Below are 18,881 nucleotides of genomic sequence, written 5' to 3'. Positions count from 1 at the left end.
TTAAGAGCCCTTCTTCCCATGCGGCTTCTCGAACGCCATCGCCGCGATAATCCGTTCCATGTCGCTGGGATGATCGTCGCGGAACCAACGCACGAGCAGCGGCGGGTTCACGTCGCTCAGCGTAATAACGCCCGTCTTCTGCTGCATGGACACCGAGCCGTCCGCGCTGTTCAGCAGCCGCAGCGCATAAGCGTCCGCCGAAGATTCCGCATGGCGGGACACATAATTGCTGACGGGCAGCGCCGCGAAGGAGAGCACCGCCAGAATGAGCAGCAGCAACGGCAGCGCCGCAAGGTCCGAGCGGCTGCGGATGCCCCACGCTTCGCCCCAGCGGCGGAGGCTCCAGACGTAGATCCACCCGCCCACGGCGATGACAACAAGGGAGGAACCAACGGCGCCTAGCGCGCTCCATTCCAGATGATGCATCGCGTAATGCCCCATCTCATGCGCCATGATAAGCAGAATTTCCGGCTCCGTCAGCTGCTTCAGCGTCGTGTCCCACAGCACGATGCGCAGCGAGGAGCCGATGCCGGTCACGTAGGCGTTGATCGCGTTCGTCTTCGTGGACATATCCACTTCGTACACGCGGTCTGCCGGTATGTCGGCTTTCGCGGCGAGCGCCAATATTTTCGACTCTAGCTGCGGATTCGAGAGCCGCGTGAACTGATTGTACAGCGGATCGATAATGACCGGCTGCACGAACATCATGAACACCGTGAACGGAATGGAGAGCAGCCACAGCTTGAGCCACCATCGGCCTCGGCGCGACAGCAGCCAGAACACGACCGCCGATACGGCGAGAAGCGTCACGTATCCCACGCCGAAGGCTATGAGCTTATCGCGGATCCAGCCTGCAACCGGCTGGGTGGAGATACCATACGCCTTCGACAAGCTGTAGCCGTAGATGCGCAGCGGCAAGTACAGCAGGAACGAGGCGGCATCCACCAGCAGTACGAACAGCGGGAACCGGATAATAAGCGGCAAACCGCGGCGTTCCAAGGCATCGCGCCAGTATCGGGCCAGTCCGCCGGCCAGCAGAAACAAATAAATCAACCACTCCCACGGCACGCTGGTGAAAAATATCCAATTGCGCTGGGCATTCAGAACCGCACTGTCCTTCAGCTGCTGCGGCGTGAAGTACGTCGCGGGATCTGCAGCGGTACCCGCATAACGGACAGGCACGTTGTTCGGTGCGGTGTACCATACATAGGCCGCTGCGATGAGGGCGTAGACGAGCAGAAGCAGCAGCCACTTGGCGGGGGAAAATCGCGGTCGAGTCAGCATATCGGCATCTCCTGTTTCCAGAGCTTAGTTGCTTCCATCATAGCATGTTTGCGCCTCAAAACAGAATGCGGGCGCCCAGGGACGATAACGTCCCGGAGCGCCCGTTCCTACGCCTTATTGCCGCTTCATCCGCAGCTGTTCCTTCCAGAACCCGTCCCACGCGGACAACGTCTCTCGGATCGTGGAAGGCCCTCCGACCAGCATCGCCTGTCCGGTCTCCGTCGTGAACTTCGACCAGTCCGCATAGCCGGGATACGACGATGGCAAATGATAATACAGATACGTGTCGGGATCATTCGTCATGTCCAGCAGCGGCCGGTACGGCCCCATCGTGAAGAACGGATCCTCCTCGGCGGTGGTATGCACGGGAACCAGCCCGTATGCCTTGCAGAGCTCCGTATTTTGGACGGGACTCGACAAGAAGGCAATCAGCCGCCATGCTTCTTCCTTATGCTGCGACTGCGTGGATATTCCCCAGCCTGCTGCGCCGACCGTAATCAGCGCCTTGCCGCTCGGCCCTTTCGGCATTGGCGCAGTTGCCCACGCCGCGGGATTCATGCTCGCCTGCAGCGTGCTTATGATATCAGGGTCCTGCAGCAGCATGGCGGTTTGTCCAGTGACGAACGCGTTCACCTGCTCATTGAAGCCCCAGTAAAGGGAATCCGGTGGAGAAGCATCCCGGTAAAGCTTCGTGTACAGTTCCATGGCCTGCTCGGCTTCCGGCGAAGCGTAGATCGTCGTGCCGTCCTTCAGCAGTACGCTGTCCGCTCGGTCCACGCGCTCTCCGTTGTAGGAGCGGATGATGGCATCACTTATCCCGGACGAGCCCTTCGCACCGCGGAAGGAGAACCCATAACGGTTCATGGGGCGGTCCGTCAGCTTGACGGCCGTTTCGTACAGCTGCTGCCAGGTAGCCGGGGGCTCAAGTCCCAGACGGTCGAACCAGTCTTTCCTGTAATAGAGCTGACGCTCGTATAAGCCGTTAGCCAGGAAATACAGCTTCCCGTTCGCGCTCCCCGTTTCAAGCGGAATCGCGCTTATCGTCGCAAAGTCCTTCCAGCCGGCGGCATATGCATCCAGCGGCTCAGCATAGCCATTCTTCGCATAATCCGCAACGTTGACATCCCGGACCTCCATGACGTCCAAATCCTGTTTCGTCATTAGCATCGTCTCGATCGTCGCGTCCGCTTGATCAAATGGGGGCGAGATTAAGTCGACCTCAATACCGGGATTGAGTCCTTCGAACTGCGCCAACTGCCGTTTCAGGATGGCCGTGCGCTTGGGATTCGTGAGGCTCTCCATCATCGTGAGCGTCACAGCGGGCTTCACCGCAGACTTGGTGCGATCCTGCTCCGCAGGCATACGGCTGTCTGGCTGGGCCGGCTGGCTGCAGCCTGACACAGCTAACGCGAGCACGAGCAAAGCTGCGGCTGCGGGCCGATTCCCTTGTTGCTTACGAACGCCCATCGTCTTTCCCTCCGTCCCCGTCGATAACTCCCTCTGACAGCCTTTGCGCGTACGCTTCGGGCAGAAGCGGATAGCTGAACACATAGCCCTGCGCATCATCGCACCGGAACTGCCGCAGCAGCTCTGCCTGCTCCAAGCTCTCTACGCCTTCTGCCGTCACTTCCAAATTCAAGCTGTGGGACATGACGATAATTGCGCCGACGATTGCGCGCTCCTTATCGGAATGGACCATATTATCCAGGAACGCCTTGTCCATCTTGAGCCGGTGAATTGGAAAATCCTTTAAGTAGCTTAGAGAGGAATAGCCTGTGCCGAAATCGTCGATCGAGATTTTGACGCCCAGCTCCGAGAGTCCCTTCAAGGTGCGAATCACCGCCGTTACGTCATGCATGGCGATCGTTTCCGTAATTTCAAGCTCCAAATACTGCGGCTCCAGGCCGGTCTCCTGCAAAATCCGGGCTACCGTATCGATAATATGGTTCTGCTGAAACTGGTGAATCGACAGGTTGACCGAAATTTTCACCTTAGGTAAGCCCGCATCCTGCCAAGCTTTGTTCTGACGGCACGCCGTGGTCATAATCCATTCCCCGAGGGGAATGATATAACGGGATTCCTCCGCGATCGGGATAAATACGGACGGCGAAACCATGCCAAGCTCATGGTGGTTCCACCTGACAAGCGCCTCCGAGCCGATAATCCGCCCTGTGGTCAATTCAACCTGCGGCTGATAAAACAGCTGCAGCTGCCCTCGTTCGCGGGCTTTGCGCAGGTCCCGCTCCAGAGACAGGCTGCCGTACGCCTTCTTATCCATCGCCGCCTCGTAGAACTTATAGCTGCTCCTGCCGCTTTCCTTGACGCTGTACATCGCCATATCGGCATTCTTGATCAGCGTTTGAGCGTCTTCGCCATGCTCCGGATACAGACTGATTCCGATACTGGCAGAAACATACAGCTCCTTGTCCTGATAAATCACCGGCTGCTGCAGAAGCGTGATGATGTCCTGCGCAACAGCTTCGATTTCCGCATGATCCGCTGCCTGCGGCATGAGCACGAGAAATTCATCCCCGCCGAACCGCGCCGCGAGGCCCATATGTGCCAGCCGTTTCCTCAGCTTGTCCGCCGTTTCGATCAGCAGCTTGTCTCCCGCGCCGTGGCCGAACGTATCATTCATAATTTTCAGCCTGTCGAGATCGATGAACAGCACGGCAAATGTCCGCTCGAGCAGCTTTGATTTCTTGATTTCGCGTTCCAGCCGTTCGCTGAACTGCTTACGGTTTGCCAAACCGGTCAGATGATCGTGGAAAGCCATATAACGGATCTTGGCCTCGCTTCGCCTGCGCTGGAACGAATAGTTCAGCAGAAAGGTGACGACTGCGATCAGCAGCACGCTCAGCAGGCTGGTGTTGCGGATTTTGTCCGTATCCCGCACAAGCTCGGCCATAGGCACGACCGCCTGCACCTCCCAAGCTGCATCGTTAAGCCTGCCCGTTGCCACCAACTGCAGCTTACCGTCCTGGCGGACCGTTCGCGATCCCATGGCCGGCGCATTCTCGCCTCCGTCAGACGTCTGCTCGGAAGGAATATAGAAGCGCTCGCCGATCGCCGCTTTGCGTGACGAGCTGAGCAGCCGGTTATCCCAGTTCAGCAGCACCATCTCCCCGCTGTCGCCGAGCTTCGTTTCCGACAGCACCGCGTTCAGGGCATGCGCGTTGATTTCAACGACCAGCATGTATTTCAAGCCGGAAGCGAGTGTCACTACGCGCGCGATTGCAAAGGAAGGGACGCCCGATTGCAGGTAGCCTTGCGGCATTGTCTGCAGCCAGCGAATGCGGCCGTTCGCGCGGCTCGCATCCTCGAACCAGCCCTGGCGCATGTACTGCTCCGCGGGAACGACCGTGCTTCTCGTCGAGATCTCTTGACCGTAACCTTGCATCGGCAGCAGATGTACGCTGGTCATGTCGCTCTTATTGAAGAAACGGACGGCAATCGTCGTCTTGATCCGTTTGGCCGCCGTAAAACGATCCATTGGCCCGCTCAGCTCACTGCCGTAGTCAGCCAAATAGCTTAGTATGGCGGCATCCGTGACGAAGTTGTAGGTCAAATCCTCATAGCTGTGCAAGATCATCGTCAGCTTGTCGACCGTTTGCAGGACAGACTGCTGGGTGGCCAGCGTCATTTTCTCCTTGAGGATTGCCTTGGACTGGGAATAGGAGAATACGCTGATGCCCGCAACGAGAACCGCAGCGCACAGAACAATAAATAGCAGCGGCTTCACGTCGGCCGGTAATACGAGCGGTTTGGCAAACCTGCCTGTTTGCTTGTCTTTCAAAGACTGTCACCTCCCGGTGATGTTCAGAAGCGTCTACTACTCTGGATTATCGACAATGTACCACACAACCGTTAGCAAATTACGTTCTATCTGTTAGATAAGTGTGTGCACCGATATAGGCCGCTGGAACCAGGCTTCCTGCTTTTAGTAATAAAAAGTTTCGCGAAATGCATTGACAGTTGGCCGTAATTTTATTAACATACATTTTGTAAGTAACTTATCTTAACTTTAAGTTTCTCGAACATGTTCTTCTTTGCCGGCAGATAGGTTAGTGAGCAAGATGGCTTTTCCTCAGGTACTGCGCAGTGCCCGAGCGTCTCCCGTTCCTTTGTTCCGTTTTGTTTGCACAAACTTTTTCATATTCTACAAAAAACTTATTATAAGGACGTGTATTTTTATATGTTGGGCAAATTGAAATCTTTGTTCTCTGGTTCTTCCGTTAAATCCGAAACTCCTGGTAAAAAAGTACTGTATATCACTGCTAACCCGAACGGCACTGAAAATTCCTTCGGCCTTGCAGTAGGTAAAGAGTTCGTGGACGCTTACCATGCAGCAAATCCGAACGACGAAGTATTTCACATCGACCTGTTTACCGCAGAAATCCCGTTTCTGGACGGCGACGTATTCGGCGCTTGGGGCAAGCTGCAATCCGGTACTGCATTTGATCAACTGTCCGCTTCCGAGCAAGCCAAAGTCGGCCGTCTGGGCGAGCTGGTTGACCAATTCGTTGAAGCTGATAAATACATCTTCGTAAACCCGATTTGGAACTTCTCTTACCCGCCAGTGCTTAAAGCGTATATCGACGCGATCTGCGTAGCCGGCAAAACGTTCTCGTACACAGCTAACGGCCCAGTTGGTCTGCTCGGCAGCAAAAAAGCATTCCACATCCAAGCAAGCGGCAGCGTATTGTCCGAAGGCGGATACGCTGGCTTCGAAATGGCTCACCGGCACCTTGATGCTGTTATGAAATTCATCGGCGTACCAAGCTTCGAAGCGGTATACGTTGAAGGCATGGCTGCTCAATCCGACAAAGCGCAAGAAATCAAAGCTAACGCAATCGCAAAAGCACGCGAAGCAGCAGCACGCTTCTAAAACCTGTTCCACAAATACGTTTCTATATAAAATGCACCCCGAATCGTCGGCGGATTAATTCCGCAGGTGATTCGGGGTGCATTTTGTGCGTTTGTCACGAAATTAATCATAGCCTCGTTATATCTCCGAAGCGCGGCGCTGATGCAAGAAAGGCAGCACAAAATAAAAATAAAGCGAGGTACAGCAAATGACTCAACGTATCAATTATATGAAGGAATCACCGGAATTTTTCAAGAAAATGATGGAGCTGAGCGGAGTCGAGAATAACAGTGCCATCGAACAAAGCATTATTCACCTTGTTCACATCCGAGCATCGCAAATGAACGGCTGCGGCTTCTGCACGGACATGCACATCAAGCAGGCCAAGATTCATGGCGAACGCGAGCTGCGCCTTCACCACCTTCCGATTTGGCGGGAATCGACGCTGTTTGCTCCTCGTGAACGCGCAGCGCTGGCTTGGACCGAGATCCTGACCAAGCTGCCTGAGCACGGCGTACCTGATGAACTGTATGACCGTGTCCGCGGGCAACTTTCCGAGAAAGAAATCTCGGACTTGACCTTCTCGATCATGACGATCAATGCCTGGAACCGAATCAACATCGCGATCAAAACCGTACCGGGCTCGGCAGACGCAGCGTTCGGTTTGACCAAAGCAGGCTTAAGCTAGGCGAACCAGACTATTCGCACGGATAATTTCCGTCATTCATAAACGTATACTCTCATAAAAAAGGACGTGCTTTTCAACATGTTGGGCAATTTGAGAACTCTATTCACAGGTACATCCGCTGCATCCGAAACGCCAGGCAAAAAAGTATTGTACATCACCGCTAACCCAAGCAGCGCCGACAACTCTTACAGCCTTGCCGTCGGCAAAGAATTCGTGGATGCTTACCATACTGTGAACCCGAACGATACCGTGTACCACATCGACCTGTTCCAAACAGAAATCCCGCTGCTCGACGGTGAAGTATTCGGCGCATGGGGCAAGCTGAAAGCTGGCACCGCATTCGACGGGCTGTCCGCTTCCGAGCAGTATAAAGTCGGCCGTCTGAATGAATTGGTGGAACAATTCTTGGAAGCTGATAAATATATCTTCGTTAATCCGGTTTGGAACTTCTCTTACCCGCCGGTACTTAAAGCTTATATCGATGCCTTCTTCATAGCCGGCAAAACGTTCCGCTACACCGCTGAAGGCCCGATCGGCCTGCTTACGGACAAAAAAGCATTCCAAATCCAAGCAAGCGGCAGCGTATTGTCCGAGGGCGGCTATGCCGACTTCGAAATGTCCCACCGGCACCTTGACGCCGTCTTGAAATTCCTAGGCGTGCCAAGCTTTGAAGCGGTCTATGTTGAAGGTATGGCTGCACAGCCCGACAAAGCGCAAGATATTAAAGCCAATGCCATCGTAAAAGCACGCGAAGCTGCAGCCCGCTTCTAAGCTGCAGACTTAACAGCTGATTAATATAGGGTACGAAAACAAAAATGCAGCTTGTTCATTTGAACGAGCTGCATTTTTTTGCCACGAAAGGCTTATCCCCTGTTAATACGCAGGCTCTATTTCACGCGACATCGCCTGAAGCTTCTTCTTGGCCCGATGGATTTGCGTCTTCACGGCGCCGAGCGATTTTTTTTGCATGGACGCCAGCTGTTTGTAAGTCAGTCCGCAGCCGTATACGAGCAGCAGCGCCTTCCGCTGCTCCGGGTTCAAGCCTTCGAGCAGCTCGTACTCGTCCGACTTCTCGAAGGAGCTATCCAATCCCATGTCGACGGCACCAGAGATGACTTCCATGCGGTCGCACGAGAATTCCTGGCTTCTCATCCGCTTCCTGTACAGATCGATCGCGGTATTTCTGGAGATGACGTTCAGCCATCCCTCCTGTATGTCATCCACCTTCCGGGCGCTGAACCATCGGAATATTTTGATAAACGTTTCTTGTACCGCGTCTTGCGCTAGAAAGTGGTCTCGCAAAATCGAATAAGCATAAGAATAGACTTTTTTGTAGTGCTTCTGATAAAGCGTGTTGAACACGTCGCTCATCGTTTCATCCCTCATTTCCGTTTATCCTTGTACGTGCAGAGCGCCTGCGGCTTGCTCCGGTATGGTTTGCTCATCTTGAAGATCGCTTGGTTCCGTTCGCGTCGCTGCCGTCCAGAATTTGAACAGAGCGCAGCCCATCAAACCGCCGAGAGCATTCAGCAGGAGATCGTCGACATCGAAGCTTCCGATCGCGAATACGGCTTGCGAGCCCTCCAGAACCAGACTTAGGCCGAGCGAATAGAGGAACGCGCATAGGAGCGATAATTTGCGGCTTGCGAATAGCAATCCGAGAATTACGCCGAACGGGACGAAAAGTGCTATATTTCCGATCAGATACGCCAGTTCATAGGGCGATAATTCATGTATCGTTCTGTCTATTTCTTTAAAGGGGGTCAGATTGCTTCCTTCTATTCGCGAACGCACATAACCGGGATGAGTCAGGCTCCGCATCAGCTGCTCTCGAAGATAGGCGGCGTCGATCACGCGGAACTTGAACAGAATGATTTTGAACAAGGCATACAAATAGATGGCAAGCAGCGCGCGAATGATAAGGCCCGTTAAGAATCGTTTTGCGTTCATACCGCTTCCCCGCTTTCTTGGCTGCAGCATTTAGTATAAAGAAAACTTTTTAAAGAGAAAGTGGGTAAATCTTAAATTTTCATAAAACCTCAGCTCCAATTAGCCCGTATAGGCGCTATTCAGCTATGCGGGCCGATCTTTCGCGGATCAGGATTGCACGGTTATGATAATGCCGTCCGTATTGTTGCCGGAAATATCGTAATCGCCGGTCAGCGGCACATGTATGGTCTTATCTCCGGCGATGGGATAGTAGAAGATGTCATACTTACGCCCTTCGACCGTCACGGAAATCGTCTTCTGCTGCTTCAAATAGTCCAGGTATTCTTCCAAGACAAAATGATGCTCCGCCATGATTGCGCTGTGAGGCAAGCCGACATAGCGAAAATGCCAGGGCTCGAACAAGGTGCCGGTTATGGCCGATTTGTCCTTCGGATACCGCAGGATGAACCCATACTTCCATCCGTTCGCCGTCAGCCATTTCCCTTCGGGTGCCGTTCTCATCTCTCCAAGCGTGGACCCAATGTCAAGCGACAAGCCAAGATTATGTTCGCTGTAGCCTGCCGGCATCGCGTAATCGGCGCCCTTCTCGCGATAAAGCTCCTTCTGCTGGTTTTCGTCCCGATAGCCGCTGCTAATCATGAAATGGTTCACGCCGTCTTTCGCGGCTGCTTCGACCATCGCGGAGAACTTCTCCGCTAAGCTTGGCGACAAGCGAATCGTATTATTAAGCAGTCCGAAGCCGTTCAGCAGCTCTTTGTGCCGATAGAGCTCGACCGCTTCGGACCCCGGTTCCCCCGCGGGAACGGGGATATCCCTGTTGACCAGCAGCAAATCGCCTTCGTGAATCTGATTCTCGGTTACGTGTACTGTGAGCTCGTTCTTGGCTGCATCCTGTTCGGGAGGCTGGCCCTGAACTTGCTCGGCGGTTGTCGCAGGCGGTGTATTGTTGTTCCCGGCCTGCTTGCCGTGCTGCAACTGCACGGCTTTGTAGCCGACCAACAGCAGCACGGCAAGCAGCAAAAGCCATTTCTTCATTCCTTCTTCCTCCTGATCGTTCGTCCAGCTAAGAATAAAGCGAACTGTTTAAAAGAAACAACGTTAGAAATAAAATCTTTCTTAAGTTTCCGCAGTGACGCGCGCATACGAAAAAACCCCCGGCTTGTCTCCAAGTCGAGGGCTGACTGCTGCATACCGTTACCGGAAAAACTCCCTAAACAGCTTTATGGTGGCTTGCGGGTTCTCCTCCGCGATCCAATGTCCGGTTTTTTCCAGCTTCACGGTTTTCGCGTTCGGCGCATGTTCGCGCAAGAACAGTTCAAGCATTGGATAACCGGACACGCCGCCGATTCCGAGCGCCGGGACGGAAAGCGGCTTATACGTTTTCAAGTCTTCGATGTCCTGCCTGAACGCCTTATACCATTCGTTTCCTGCGCGAAGCGCCTCAGGCTGGGAATAGGCTGCGAGGTAGACCTCCCGTTCCTCTTTGCTGAGCGCGTTCTTGTTGTAGCCCATGTAATCATAGATCCAGTTATACGCGATATCCAGCTGCTTGCCCTGCAGCAGCTTCTCCGACAATCCCGGTACGGTATTCAGCGCAAACCACCAGTAGAACTTGGGGCGCTCGGGGTTATTCTCGTCGTAAACGCCCGGCGGCGGCAAAATAGGGATTTTCAAAAAGTTTTCGTTAGGGTGGGAAGCATCCATCAGCACGATTTTCTGGGTAGCCTGCGGGTAATTGGCTGCATAAGCGTAAGCGATCGTGGCTCCGATATCATGTCCAGCTATATTCAATTTCTTGTAGCCAAGCGCCTTGCCCAAGGCATAAATATCCGAAGCCATCGTTTTCTTGTCGTAGCCTGATTTAGGCTTGCCTGAACTGCCCATGCCGCGATAGTCAATCGAATAAACATGATAGTTCTTGGCCAGCTCCGGCATGATTTTGCTAAACGCGTACCAAGTTACCGGCCAGCCCGGAAGCAGGAACAATGGCTCGCCTTTCCCGCCTTCGACATAGTGAATCGTGAATCCGTTCACTTCTTTGTAACCGTTTCGGAAGCCCGGAAGCTTCTTGACGAGGTCCTTGTCCGAATAACGTGCTGCAGGCCGCTTGGCTAGAGCGGTTGTATTCAAAGCTACTTTCTTCGGATTGACATCGGCAGCGCGCTCTCCGCCTTGCCTCTCGTTATTTCGCGAGCAGGCCGATAGCAGCATGAGTGCCGTAATCAGCAGCATCGACATGCACTTGACCAGCAAGCTCGATTTTGTCCGGATCATAACCATTCCTCCCTTGTACGTTCCTGTGGCGGGCAAGCCTACAGCATCCCTTACAACGGCTATCATTTCCCATCCCCAGCAATGTATGCGAAGACAAGCTCATACAAAAAGAGAACCCGCGTCACTGCACGGGTTCTCTATAACATGCCTATGGATTCGCAGCAAATTCCTTCAACAGCCGGTAAAGCGTATCGACCGAACGCATCGCATACTCGGCATGCACGGGTTCGCCTTCCCGCACCAAGAACAGGGCGGGCACACTCGCGATTCGCCACTCGTCCCTCAAGAAAGGAGCAAAATTAATGTTCACCTTCGACACCGCAATGGGCAGCTCCATCGCATCGATCACCTCAAGCATGCGCAGCGCCGCCTTGCATGTTCCGCATAAGGGCGTGTAGAAAAACACCGCTTCGCGCCGTGCCCGCTCTCCTTCAAGCCATTCCCGTTCGGTCCATTCCCGCAGAGTCATAACCGTCACCGCCTCTTTCGTGTCTGGCAGGTTGTTTGTGCTGCCGGCGGATCAAGCGCCTTCGGACAAATCCACACAGCAGCTCTCACCTCGGCGCATCCCAAGCTGCCTGCAGGAGCCTGCCTGCGGCAAGCCGCTGCAGACAGGCTTATTTCCGTCCGTAATCCGCTTTGATTTCGCCCCATTGCTTCGTCTGCCATTTCAACACTTTATTCGTATACGTATTGCTTTCCAGCCAGCGGACCGCCCGGTCCACCATGCTCCAAATCTCCGCCGTGGAGGCATCTCTCGGCAGCGTCGAAGAGACCGCCTTCTGCTTGACCCATTTCAGCGCATTGACGGAGTCGCTGTATACCGTCTTGCTGCTGCCCTGCTGCTTCAAGAATGCCAATCCGTGCACGATGGCGAGAAACTCGCCGAGATTGTTCGTCCCCTTGGCAATCGGCCCCACGGAGAAAATCACCTCGCCCGTCGCTGTGTCCACGCCCTTATATTCCACAGGGCCGGGATTGCCGCTCGTGCCCACGTCGACGGAGATGCTGTTGTAGTCGATCTCTGCGTTCTCCGGATCTGGCTCAGACGCTTTCCTGCCGAACTGCGAGCTGCCGCTCTTCGCTGCCGCGCCGCTGCCCTGCCCCCAGTGCTTCTTCCAGCCGCCCTTATAGGCTTCATCCGCCTCGGCGCGGCTCTCGTAGGACTTGAATTTGGCATCGTCGAACTTGTTGATCTGCTCCTGGCACTCGCCCCAGTTCGTGTAGATGCCCGGCTGTCTGCCTACCCAGACGACATAAAATTTCTGCTTGGCCACTCATGCACCTTCCTCGACTCGGATTTCATCTGCATCTTTATCCGGCAGCAGCGCAATAATTGCCTCGCTGCCGCACCTCTATCTGTCATTATACGCTTTAACATACGCGGTGTCGCTTAGGATGATTGACCGCTGCCTTGCGGATTGCTGTCAGCGAACGCAAAAAGGGCGGCTCCAAGAGGAGGCCGCCGCACGAATCAAACGATGAAACTGAGGATAAACGGTTTGAACGAAAAATAAAAACAGCTGCACCCGGAGCCGTATAGGATGAAGTTTGCGGGTCTTGGTGAAGCGGACCTGATTCTTCGGAATAATGCTCATGCTGTCTGGATCCGCCCCTATGCGGCGCTGCGGGAATAGCTGTAACCCTACTGTAGCAGATAATTGTTAGATAAGTTTCGGGATCGGCAAGCTCATACTTTCTTCACACTTTCGCTGGTTCCAGGTTTGAATTTTAGCTTGCGTTCGGGTCGTGCGGCTGCAGGAACTGGTATAATGGAAAGAACGATTGAGAGTAAGGAGTCTAGGGACGAACATGACACAAATGACGATCGACGACGCGGCTTGGCGCGGTCTCCTGGAGGATATCGCCGGCTATTTCGATGAACTGACGCTCATGCGCGGGTTTCAATATTATAAACAAAATCGTGTGGACGAGCTCGCCATGGAAGAACCGGAACGGCTCAGCACGACCGTAAGGGGAAAGGCGGCTTATACCGTCTCGCTTGATCTCGCAAGCTTGAAGAAGAGCAGCTGCGACTGCCCCATGAACCGCGGCTGCAAGCATATGGTCGCGGCGCTGATGGCGTATGCCGCGCTTGGCGGACGCCCGGTTCCCGCGATCGTGAATGCGCGCTCCGCGGCCGCAGCCGCGCGAGGAACCGGGGCGGCGGCCGGCAAGCGGACTGACGCGGCCGGCGCTGCTTCCGCCCGAGCAGGCGCACCAGCCGGGGACGGCACAGCCGGCAGAACGCCGGCTGCCGCCTCCAAGGCCGCGCGTGTGACATTGACGGAGAACGAGCTTGCCGAGCTGCCCGTATCGGAATGGCATGAGCGGTTCCAGCAGCGGATCGGCCCGCTTCATCTTCATGTGCGAAGCACGCAGGAAGCGAAGGAGCTGCTCTCGGAGCTGCAGGCCATGAAGCCTGAGCTGCCGCTGGCACTCGAGCAGGTCTTCAGTTTGCACGCCGCCTTCTTCGTGCTTGAACGCATGGTCAAGCCCGCGCAGGCGGACTGGCGTCAATCCGGCTTCTTCATGGGCTACCACACGCAGATTGCCGCGGACGAGCTGCTCGCTTCCACCGAGCGTAGTCTGGAGGAGAAGCTCGTGATGAGCCCCGGGGACTCCGCCTATTGGAGGCTGCTGCTGGAAACCGCGGATCATCTGCGTAACCGCATGCTGGTGGAGGAGAAATCCTTGAACTGCTTCGCCGCGCTGTATCAGTCGCTGTGGCTGAACTGGCTTGGACCTGCCGCCGGCGGCAGCAGCCCGCTCTACGAGGAGGAACTGCTGCGGCTGAAGGCTGCGGAGCTCGAACATGGCGCGGCTTTATCGCGCGTGCCTTGGACGCTTGCGCAGTGCTTGCTGTGGATCTATCTGGGACGCGACCGCGAAGCGCAGAAGCTGCTGGAGCAGACCGGCGGCAAGCTGCTGCTGAAGCCGGCCTTGGTCGTGCCGCTGCTGAACGTCATCCAGCGGGACGGGCAATGGGAGCGGCTGCGAGATTGGCTCGTTGCGACCGGCCCGCTGCTGAGCGGGCACCGCAGCGAGGACTTATCGCCGTACTGCGATTATTGGACGGCTGTCGTTGAACGGCTGCCTGAGGCCGAGGCTGCCATGTGGCAGACGCTCGCAGGGATGCTGCCTTATTCCCGCACGATCTATGAGGAGGCGCTGGTCGCCCATTCAAGATGGGAACGCTGGATCGATTATCAGATGAGCTGCGGCCGGGAGCCTTTGGATTTTCGCGCTGCCATGCTGAAGCCGATGGAGAAGGAGGCGCCGGAGGTGCTGCTTCCCTTCTATCATCAAGCGGTTGAGCGTTACGTGCTGCTGAAGAACCGCGACGGCTACAAATCCGCCGTGAAGCTGCTGAAGCGCCTCGCCAAGCTGTACGCGCGGATGAAACGCGAAGAGCGGTGGGAGCTGTTCTTTCATGCCTTCGCAAGCCGCAACAGCAGGCTGCGCGCCCTGCAGGAAGAGCTGCGTAAAGGAGGTTTGCTGTCATGAGCGCCTATACGGAAACGATGACGATTCAGGTCAGTCTGACGGCGCATGGCGATGCGCTGCTTTATGGCGCCATTGCCTCATCCGGCTATGTGCCCGGCGTATTCGTCAAGCAGCGGCTGTTTGCCTGGCATGAGCCGTCCTTCTACGGGACGGAGCTGGAGATCGAGAAGCTGCAGGAGCTAGAGCTGGTCGTGCTGCCGGCGGAGCAGGTGATCCCGTTCTTCGCCGCCCGCAAGCTGCTGTCGCATATCGAGTGGATCTGGGAGGGCGACGCGGCACAGCTGGCCGAGCTCGCTCCCGTACTGGAAACATGCATCGACGAGCGGAAATACGTGCCGAGCTTCAGCGCGTTCAAAGCCGGAAAGCTTAACTGGATTTGGGATGAGGAAGCGCTGGATTTCAAAGCGCGGCGGATGCTTCGGCCCCTGCGCGATGCCGCAGACAAGACGACCGGAGAAGGTCGTGGATTCGGCGCAGATGCCGGATTCGACGACACCGAGGATGAGGCGGAGCTGGCTGCGATCGACGGATTAAGCGGCGGCTCTGACCGCAGCGGAGGGGATGACGCGGAGCTTCGCGGCGACAGCGCCTGGGACGGCGCCGCTGCTGATGCTGCCGCCATGGATGCGGAGCCCGGCTTCGCGGGCGGCGTCCGCGCGGCGTTCTCCGCTGCGGTGTTCCAGCGGTATTACGCCACGGAGGAAGCCGCCGGCGATTTGCGCCGGGACTTCCCGCTGCTGTTCGCGCGCGACCGCGGAGCGGCAGCAGCCGGCATGGATGCGCGCGCATGGCTTGTTGCCGCCGGCTGGAAGGCCGATACATCGCCGTTCCGGCCGCTGCTGCAGCTGATGGAGCCGAGCGACGGCGAGTCCGTCTGGCGGCTTGCGCTGATGCTGCAGGACAAGCTAGATCCGGCGGTACTCGCGCCGGTTCGGCTCGCCGCGGACGGCGAAGCCCTCGGCTCGTGGCCCTCGGGCTGGACGCCGCATGTGCGCGAGCGTTCCGCCGCATGGCTCGCGCATCTTCAGGCGAGCCTTCCGTATGATCGGCTGGCTGGCAGCAGCACCGATCTGCTGAACGCCCCGCTGACCGACGAAGCCGCGTGGCAGTTTCTGACCGTCGACAGCCAGCGGCTGCTGGCCTCCGGCTGGCAGGTGCTGCTGCCCGCATGGTGGGAGGCGGCAAGCCGCAAGAAGCCGCGCCTGCGGGCGAAGGTCCGTCCCGGCGCGGGCGAGGCTTCGGGTGAACGCGCGGGCGGCACCTCCTTCTTCGGCCTCGATTCGCTGATCGACTTCGATTGGCGGATCGCGATCGGCGATACTGAGCTAAGCGAGGCGGAATTCGCGGAGCTCGTGGCTCGGGGGGAACGGCTCGTTCAATTCCGTGGCCAATGGGTGCCGCTTGATCCCGTTCTGCTTGCGCAAATCCGCAAAGCGATGGCGGGCGTCGATCCCGAGAAAGGCCTCTCCTTCCAGGACGTCCTGCAGCTGCATTTGCTTAGCAGCGGCGGTGCAGCGGAGCAACCGGGGACTGCCGGAGCGAAGGACACGGACGCGCCGGACGCATCCGAGGACGAGAACAGCATCCGGCTCGAAGTCGAACTGAATGCTCATCTCATGCAGCTCATGGGGCAGCTGACCCAGCAGACAGAATGGCCAGCTATGGACGTGCCTTCCTCGCTGCACGCGGAGCTGCGCAGCTATCAGCGCGACGGCTTCGCCTGGCTCGCTTTCCTGCGCCGGTTCGGGCTTGGCGCATGCTTGGCCGACGATATGGGGCTCGGCAAAACGATTCAGTTCATCACGTACCTGCTGCATGTGGCCGAACAAGCCGCGGTGAACGGAAATCGCCGGCCTTCCCTGCTCATCTGCCCAACCTCCGTACTCGGCAACTGGCAGAAAGAAATTCAGCGCTTCGCGCCTTCGCTGCGCGTCATGCTGCACTACGGCAGCAAACGACTGAGCGGCGAAGCCTTCTTCGAGGAAGCCGCAGAAGCCGATCTCGTCTTGACCTCCTACGCGACCGCGACGCTGGACCAGGAGAATCTCGGGAGCTACACGTGGTCGACGATCTGTCTCGACGAGGCGCAGAACATCAAGAACGCGGGGACGAAGCAGTCCATGGCCGTCCGCAGCTTCCCGGCGCGCCACCGCATCGCGCTTACCGGCACACCGATTGAGAACCGGCTGTCGGAGCTGTGGTCGATCTACGATTTTATCAACCCAGGGTATTTGGGCAGCTCTCGCGCGTTCAATGATCAGTTCAGCCAAGCGATCGAGAAGGCACGCGACGAAGAGCGCACGCAGGAGCTGCAGCGGCTCGTGAAGCCGTTCATGCTCCGCCGCAAGAAGAAGGATCCGGCCATCCAGCTGGACTTGCCGGACAAGAATGAAATGAAAACCTATATCCACCTCACCGGGGAGCAAAGCGCGCTGTACGAACAGACCGTGAACGAGCTGATGGAGCAGGTGAAGAAGCTCGAGGGCATTCAGCGCAAGGGCGCCATCCTGGCCGCGCTCACGCAGCTGAAGCAGCTGTGCGATCATCCCGTGCTGCTGACGAAGGAAGTGTTGCCGGAGTCGGAGGATCAGGACGAATCGGCAGCGGATACCGCCTCGCTCATCGGCCGGTCGGCCAAGCTGGAGCGGCTGCTTGCCATGGTGAAGGAGCTGCGCGAGGAAGACGAGCGTTGCTTAATATTCACGCAGTACATCGGCATGGGCCAAATGCTGCAGAAGGTACTGGCGCAGGAGCTTGGCGAGCCCGTCATCTACCTGCACGGCGGCACGTCCAAGACGGCCCGCGACCGGATGATCGAGCAGTTTCAATCCCGCGAGCTGCCGCCCGAAGCGCAGCCGAACGTATTTATATTGTCCATTAAAGCCGGCGGCGTCGGCCTCAACCTGACCGCTGCGAACCATGTCTTCCACTTCGACCGCTGGTGGAATCCCGCCGTCGAGAATCAGGCGACCGACCGCGCTTACCGGATGGGTCAAACGCGCGACGTGCAGGTGCACAAGTTCATCTCGCTCGGCACGCTGGAAGAGCGCATCGACGAGATGCTGGAGAGCAAGCAGCAGCTGAGCGACAATGTCATCACGAGCTCGGAGGGCTGGATCACGGAGCTGTCGACGGATGCGCTGCGGGATATGTTCACGCTGCGCCGCAGCCTGACCGACTAATTAAGGCCTTCGCAATTTCCAATGCACTAGATACCTCTCGCTGAAAATTCGTGAAGCCCCGAGGTACTGCGGCTCGGGCCGCTTCGAGCGTTTACAAAAAAATGGCTGCCGGAATTCCGGCAGCCATTTTGCGCGTTATGATTCCATTTTATGCTGGAAGGCCGCCAGGTCCATATCCCCTGAAATGAACAGTCGTTTCAGCAGGTACGGATTTTGCGAGGAGGACGTCCATCCGTCGTCGAAGGTGAATGCGTAGACGTAGCCGCTCTGCTTCGCGAGCTTCATCGTTTCTTCGCTGCGCAGGCCGTACGGGTACGCAATCGCCGTTACCTCGGTGCCGAGATGGCGTTCTATTGCTGCCTTGGAGCCCGCGATTTCATCCGTTTGGCTCTTCGCCGTATGGAGCGGCAAATACGGGTGCGTGCGCGTATGCGACATGATGTCCCAGCCCGCCGCATGCAGCGCCTTGACCTGCTCCCAAGTCAGGTAACCCGAGCCTCCGACCCAGTTCGTGACGATGAATTCCGTCGCCTGATAGCCGTACTGCTTCAGGACGGGCAGCGCATCGACGTAATTGTTCTTGTAGCCGTCATCGAAGGTAATAAGCACCTCATGGCCGGTCGGCTTCGCCTTCCCCGTCATCAGCTGCTGAAACTGCTGCAGGCTGATGCTCTCGTAACCCTCGTCATGCAGCCACTTCATCTGCTCGCGAAACCGCGCCGGCGATACGACATATTCATTATCCGAGCCCTGATCGGCGATGGAATGATAGCAAAGCACCGGAATCTGCAGCGGCGAGGAATCCGACGCAAATGCGACCGTGCGCTTGAACTGGAGCAATTGATCGGCGGTAACGAATAATGATCCTGCCATAAATAGCAGGATCGCAGTCGTAACCAGCCATTTTCTTCTCCTCATGTCAGTAAGTACCCCCGCTGTCAGTCGTTCTATGTTTCCTTAATATACGAAATCCGAATCGATGGCGTATGCGTGCCTGTCCATCGTACTATGAAGCCGGCGGCGAGGGAATAGAGAAGGCGTTGGAAAATCCGGAAAAGATGCCGTATTGATTTTTTCCCTAACCGGGTTTACGATTAACCTAATCCAACTATTGGGAGGCGTGCGACTA

The 18,881-nt window shown here is 56.5% G+C and carries 15 protein-coding genes; 5 read left to right on the top strand and 10 right to left on the bottom strand.

The features are described 5' to 3' along the window. The 3 genes from KXU80_RS20905 to KXU80_RS20895 all read right to left on the bottom strand — a co-directional run bounded on the left by KXU80_RS20905 (position 1) and on the right by KXU80_RS20895 (position 5,080). On the bottom strand, positions 1 to 1,284 hold the full coding sequence (locus KXU80_RS20905) for a M48 family metallopeptidase (protein ID WP_219835073.1): 1,284 nt from the start codon (positions 1,282 to 1,284) through the stop codon (positions 1 to 3). 114 nt (positions 1,285 to 1,398) lie between these two features. After that, on the bottom strand, positions 1,399 to 2,751 hold the full coding sequence (locus tag KXU80_RS20900; protein WP_219835072.1) for an ABC transporter substrate-binding protein: 1,353 nt from the start codon (positions 2,749 to 2,751) through the stop codon (positions 1,399 to 1,401). After that, positions 2,738 to 5,080 (bottom strand): putative bifunctional diguanylate cyclase/phosphodiesterase, encoded by a 2,343-nt coding sequence (locus tag KXU80_RS20895; protein ID WP_219835071.1) that lies wholly within the window; start codon positions 5,078 to 5,080, stop codon positions 2,738 to 2,740. Before KXU80_RS20895 ends, KXU80_RS20900 begins: the two co-directional genes overlap by 14 nt. A gap of 399 nt (positions 5,081 to 5,479) precedes the next feature. Here KXU80_RS20895 and KXU80_RS20890 point away from each other — a divergent pair, with 399 nt between their 5' ends. From KXU80_RS20890 to KXU80_RS20880, 3 genes are all read left to right on the top strand, one after another. Further along, the gene (locus tag KXU80_RS20890; protein WP_219835070.1) at positions 5,480 to 6,172 is read left to right on the top strand and encodes an NAD(P)H-dependent oxidoreductase; all 693 of its coding nucleotides are present in this window, start codon (positions 5,480 to 5,482) and stop codon (positions 6,170 to 6,172) included. Between the two features lie 187 nt (positions 6,173 to 6,359). Beyond that, the gene (locus KXU80_RS20885; protein ID WP_219835069.1) at positions 6,360 to 6,839 is read left to right on the top strand and encodes a carboxymuconolactone decarboxylase family protein; all 480 of its coding nucleotides are present in this window, start codon (positions 6,360 to 6,362) and stop codon (positions 6,837 to 6,839) included. A 78-nt stretch (positions 6,840 to 6,917) separates the two neighbouring features. Further along, positions 6,918 to 7,610, top strand: coding sequence for an NAD(P)H-dependent oxidoreductase (locus KXU80_RS20880; RefSeq protein ID WP_219835068.1), 693 nt, complete (start codon positions 6,918 to 6,920; stop codon positions 7,608 to 7,610). Between the two features lie 102 nt (positions 7,611 to 7,712). Here the strand turns inward: KXU80_RS20880 and KXU80_RS20875 are convergent, their stop codons facing one another. From KXU80_RS20875 to rnhA, 6 genes are all read right to left on the bottom strand, one after another. Beyond that, entirely contained in the window at positions 7,713 to 8,225 is a 513-nt protein-coding gene (locus KXU80_RS20875) for an RNA polymerase sigma factor (protein WP_219835067.1), read from the bottom strand. Positions 8,226 to 8,231: 6 nt separating this feature from the next. Next, entirely contained in the window at positions 8,232 to 8,789 is a 558-nt protein-coding gene (locus KXU80_RS20870) for a VanZ family protein (protein WP_219835066.1), read from the bottom strand. A 147-nt stretch (positions 8,790 to 8,936) separates the two neighbouring features. Then, positions 8,937 to 9,824 (bottom strand): M15 family metallopeptidase, encoded by an 888-nt coding sequence (locus KXU80_RS20865; RefSeq protein ID WP_219835065.1) that lies wholly within the window; start codon positions 9,822 to 9,824, stop codon positions 8,937 to 8,939. A gap of 159 nt (positions 9,825 to 9,983) precedes the next feature. Next, positions 9,984 to 11,063 (bottom strand): alpha/beta fold hydrolase, encoded by a 1,080-nt coding sequence (locus KXU80_RS20860; protein WP_219835064.1) that lies wholly within the window; start codon positions 11,061 to 11,063, stop codon positions 9,984 to 9,986. Between the two features lie 148 nt (positions 11,064 to 11,211). Beyond that, a complete protein-coding gene (locus KXU80_RS20855; protein ID WP_219835063.1) occupies positions 11,212 to 11,532 on the bottom strand; it encodes a thioredoxin family protein in 321 nt (106 codons plus the stop codon). A gap of 148 nt (positions 11,533 to 11,680) precedes the next feature. Continuing rightward, entirely contained in the window at positions 11,681 to 12,340 is a 660-nt protein-coding gene (gene rnhA / locus KXU80_RS20850; RefSeq protein WP_219835062.1) for a ribonuclease H, read from the bottom strand. Positions 12,341 to 12,875: 535 nt separating this feature from the next. On the opposite strand from rnhA, the gene KXU80_RS20845 reads away from it, so the two are divergent. Together KXU80_RS20845 and KXU80_RS20840 are read left to right on the top strand one after the other, a co-directional pair. Continuing rightward, complete coding sequence (locus tag KXU80_RS20845; RefSeq protein WP_219835061.1) at positions 12,876 to 14,570, top strand: SWIM zinc finger family protein; 1,695 nt, start codon at positions 12,876 to 12,878, stop codon at positions 14,568 to 14,570. After that, the gene (locus KXU80_RS20840) at positions 14,567 to 17,752 is read left to right on the top strand and encodes a DEAD/DEAH box helicase (protein WP_219835060.1); all 3,186 of its coding nucleotides are present in this window, start codon (positions 14,567 to 14,569) and stop codon (positions 17,750 to 17,752) included. Before KXU80_RS20845 ends, KXU80_RS20840 begins: the two co-directional genes overlap by 4 nt. 135 nt (positions 17,753 to 17,887) lie before the next feature. Here the strand turns inward: KXU80_RS20840 and KXU80_RS20835 are convergent, their stop codons facing one another. Then, entirely contained in the window at positions 17,888 to 18,670 is a 783-nt protein-coding gene (locus KXU80_RS20835) for a polysaccharide deacetylase family protein (protein ID WP_219835059.1), read from the bottom strand. Positions 18,671 to 18,881: the final 211 nt, after the last annotated feature.

It is taken from the genome of Paenibacillus sp. R14(2021) (assembly GCF_019431355.1).
Classification (GTDB): Bacteria; Bacillota; Bacilli; order Paenibacillales; family Paenibacillaceae; genus Paenibacillus_Z.
This window is presented reverse-complemented; position numbering and strand designations above follow the sequence as displayed.

Excerpts from the sequence above, each read along its gene's own strand:
- KXU80_RS20860 (WP_219835064.1), bottom strand. The coding sequence starts at position 11,063 with ATGATCCGGACAAAATCGAGCTTGCTGGTCAAGTGCATGTCGATGCTG.
- KXU80_RS20875 (WP_219835067.1), bottom strand. The coding sequence starts at position 8,225 with ATGAGGGATGAAACGATGAGCGACGTGTTCAACACGCTTTATCAGAAG.
- KXU80_RS20890 (WP_219835070.1), top strand. The coding sequence starts at position 5,480 with ATGTTGGGCAAATTGAAATCTTTGTTCTCTGGTTCTTCCGTTAAATCC.
- KXU80_RS20845 (WP_219835061.1), top strand. The coding sequence starts at position 12,876 with ATGACACAAATGACGATCGACGACGCGGCTTGGCGCGGTCTCCTGGAG.
- KXU80_RS20870 (WP_219835066.1), bottom strand. The coding sequence starts at position 8,789 with ATGAACGCAAAACGATTCTTAACGGGCCTTATCATTCGCGCGCTGCTT.
- KXU80_RS20865 (WP_219835065.1), bottom strand. The coding sequence starts at position 9,824 with ATGAAGAAATGGCTTTTGCTGCTTGCCGTGCTGCTGTTGGTCGGCTAC.
- KXU80_RS20835 (WP_219835059.1), bottom strand. The coding sequence starts at position 18,670 with ATGAGGAGAAGAAAATGGCTGGTTACGACTGCGATCCTGCTATTTATG.
- KXU80_RS20900 (WP_219835072.1), bottom strand. The coding sequence starts at position 2,751 with ATGGGCGTTCGTAAGCAACAAGGGAATCGGCCCGCAGCCGCAGCTTTG.
- KXU80_RS20840 (WP_219835060.1), top strand. The coding sequence starts at position 14,567 with ATGAGCGCCTATACGGAAACGATGACGATTCAGGTCAGTCTGACGGCG.
- KXU80_RS20880 (WP_219835068.1), top strand. The coding sequence starts at position 6,918 with ATGTTGGGCAATTTGAGAACTCTATTCACAGGTACATCCGCTGCATCC.
- KXU80_RS20885 (WP_219835069.1), top strand. The coding sequence starts at position 6,360 with ATGACTCAACGTATCAATTATATGAAGGAATCACCGGAATTTTTCAAG.
- KXU80_RS20905 (WP_219835073.1), bottom strand. The coding sequence starts at position 1,284 with ATGCTGACTCGACCGCGATTTTCCCCCGCCAAGTGGCTGCTGCTTCTG.
- KXU80_RS20855 (WP_219835063.1), bottom strand. The coding sequence starts at position 11,532 with ATGACTCTGCGGGAATGGACCGAACGGGAATGGCTTGAAGGAGAGCGG.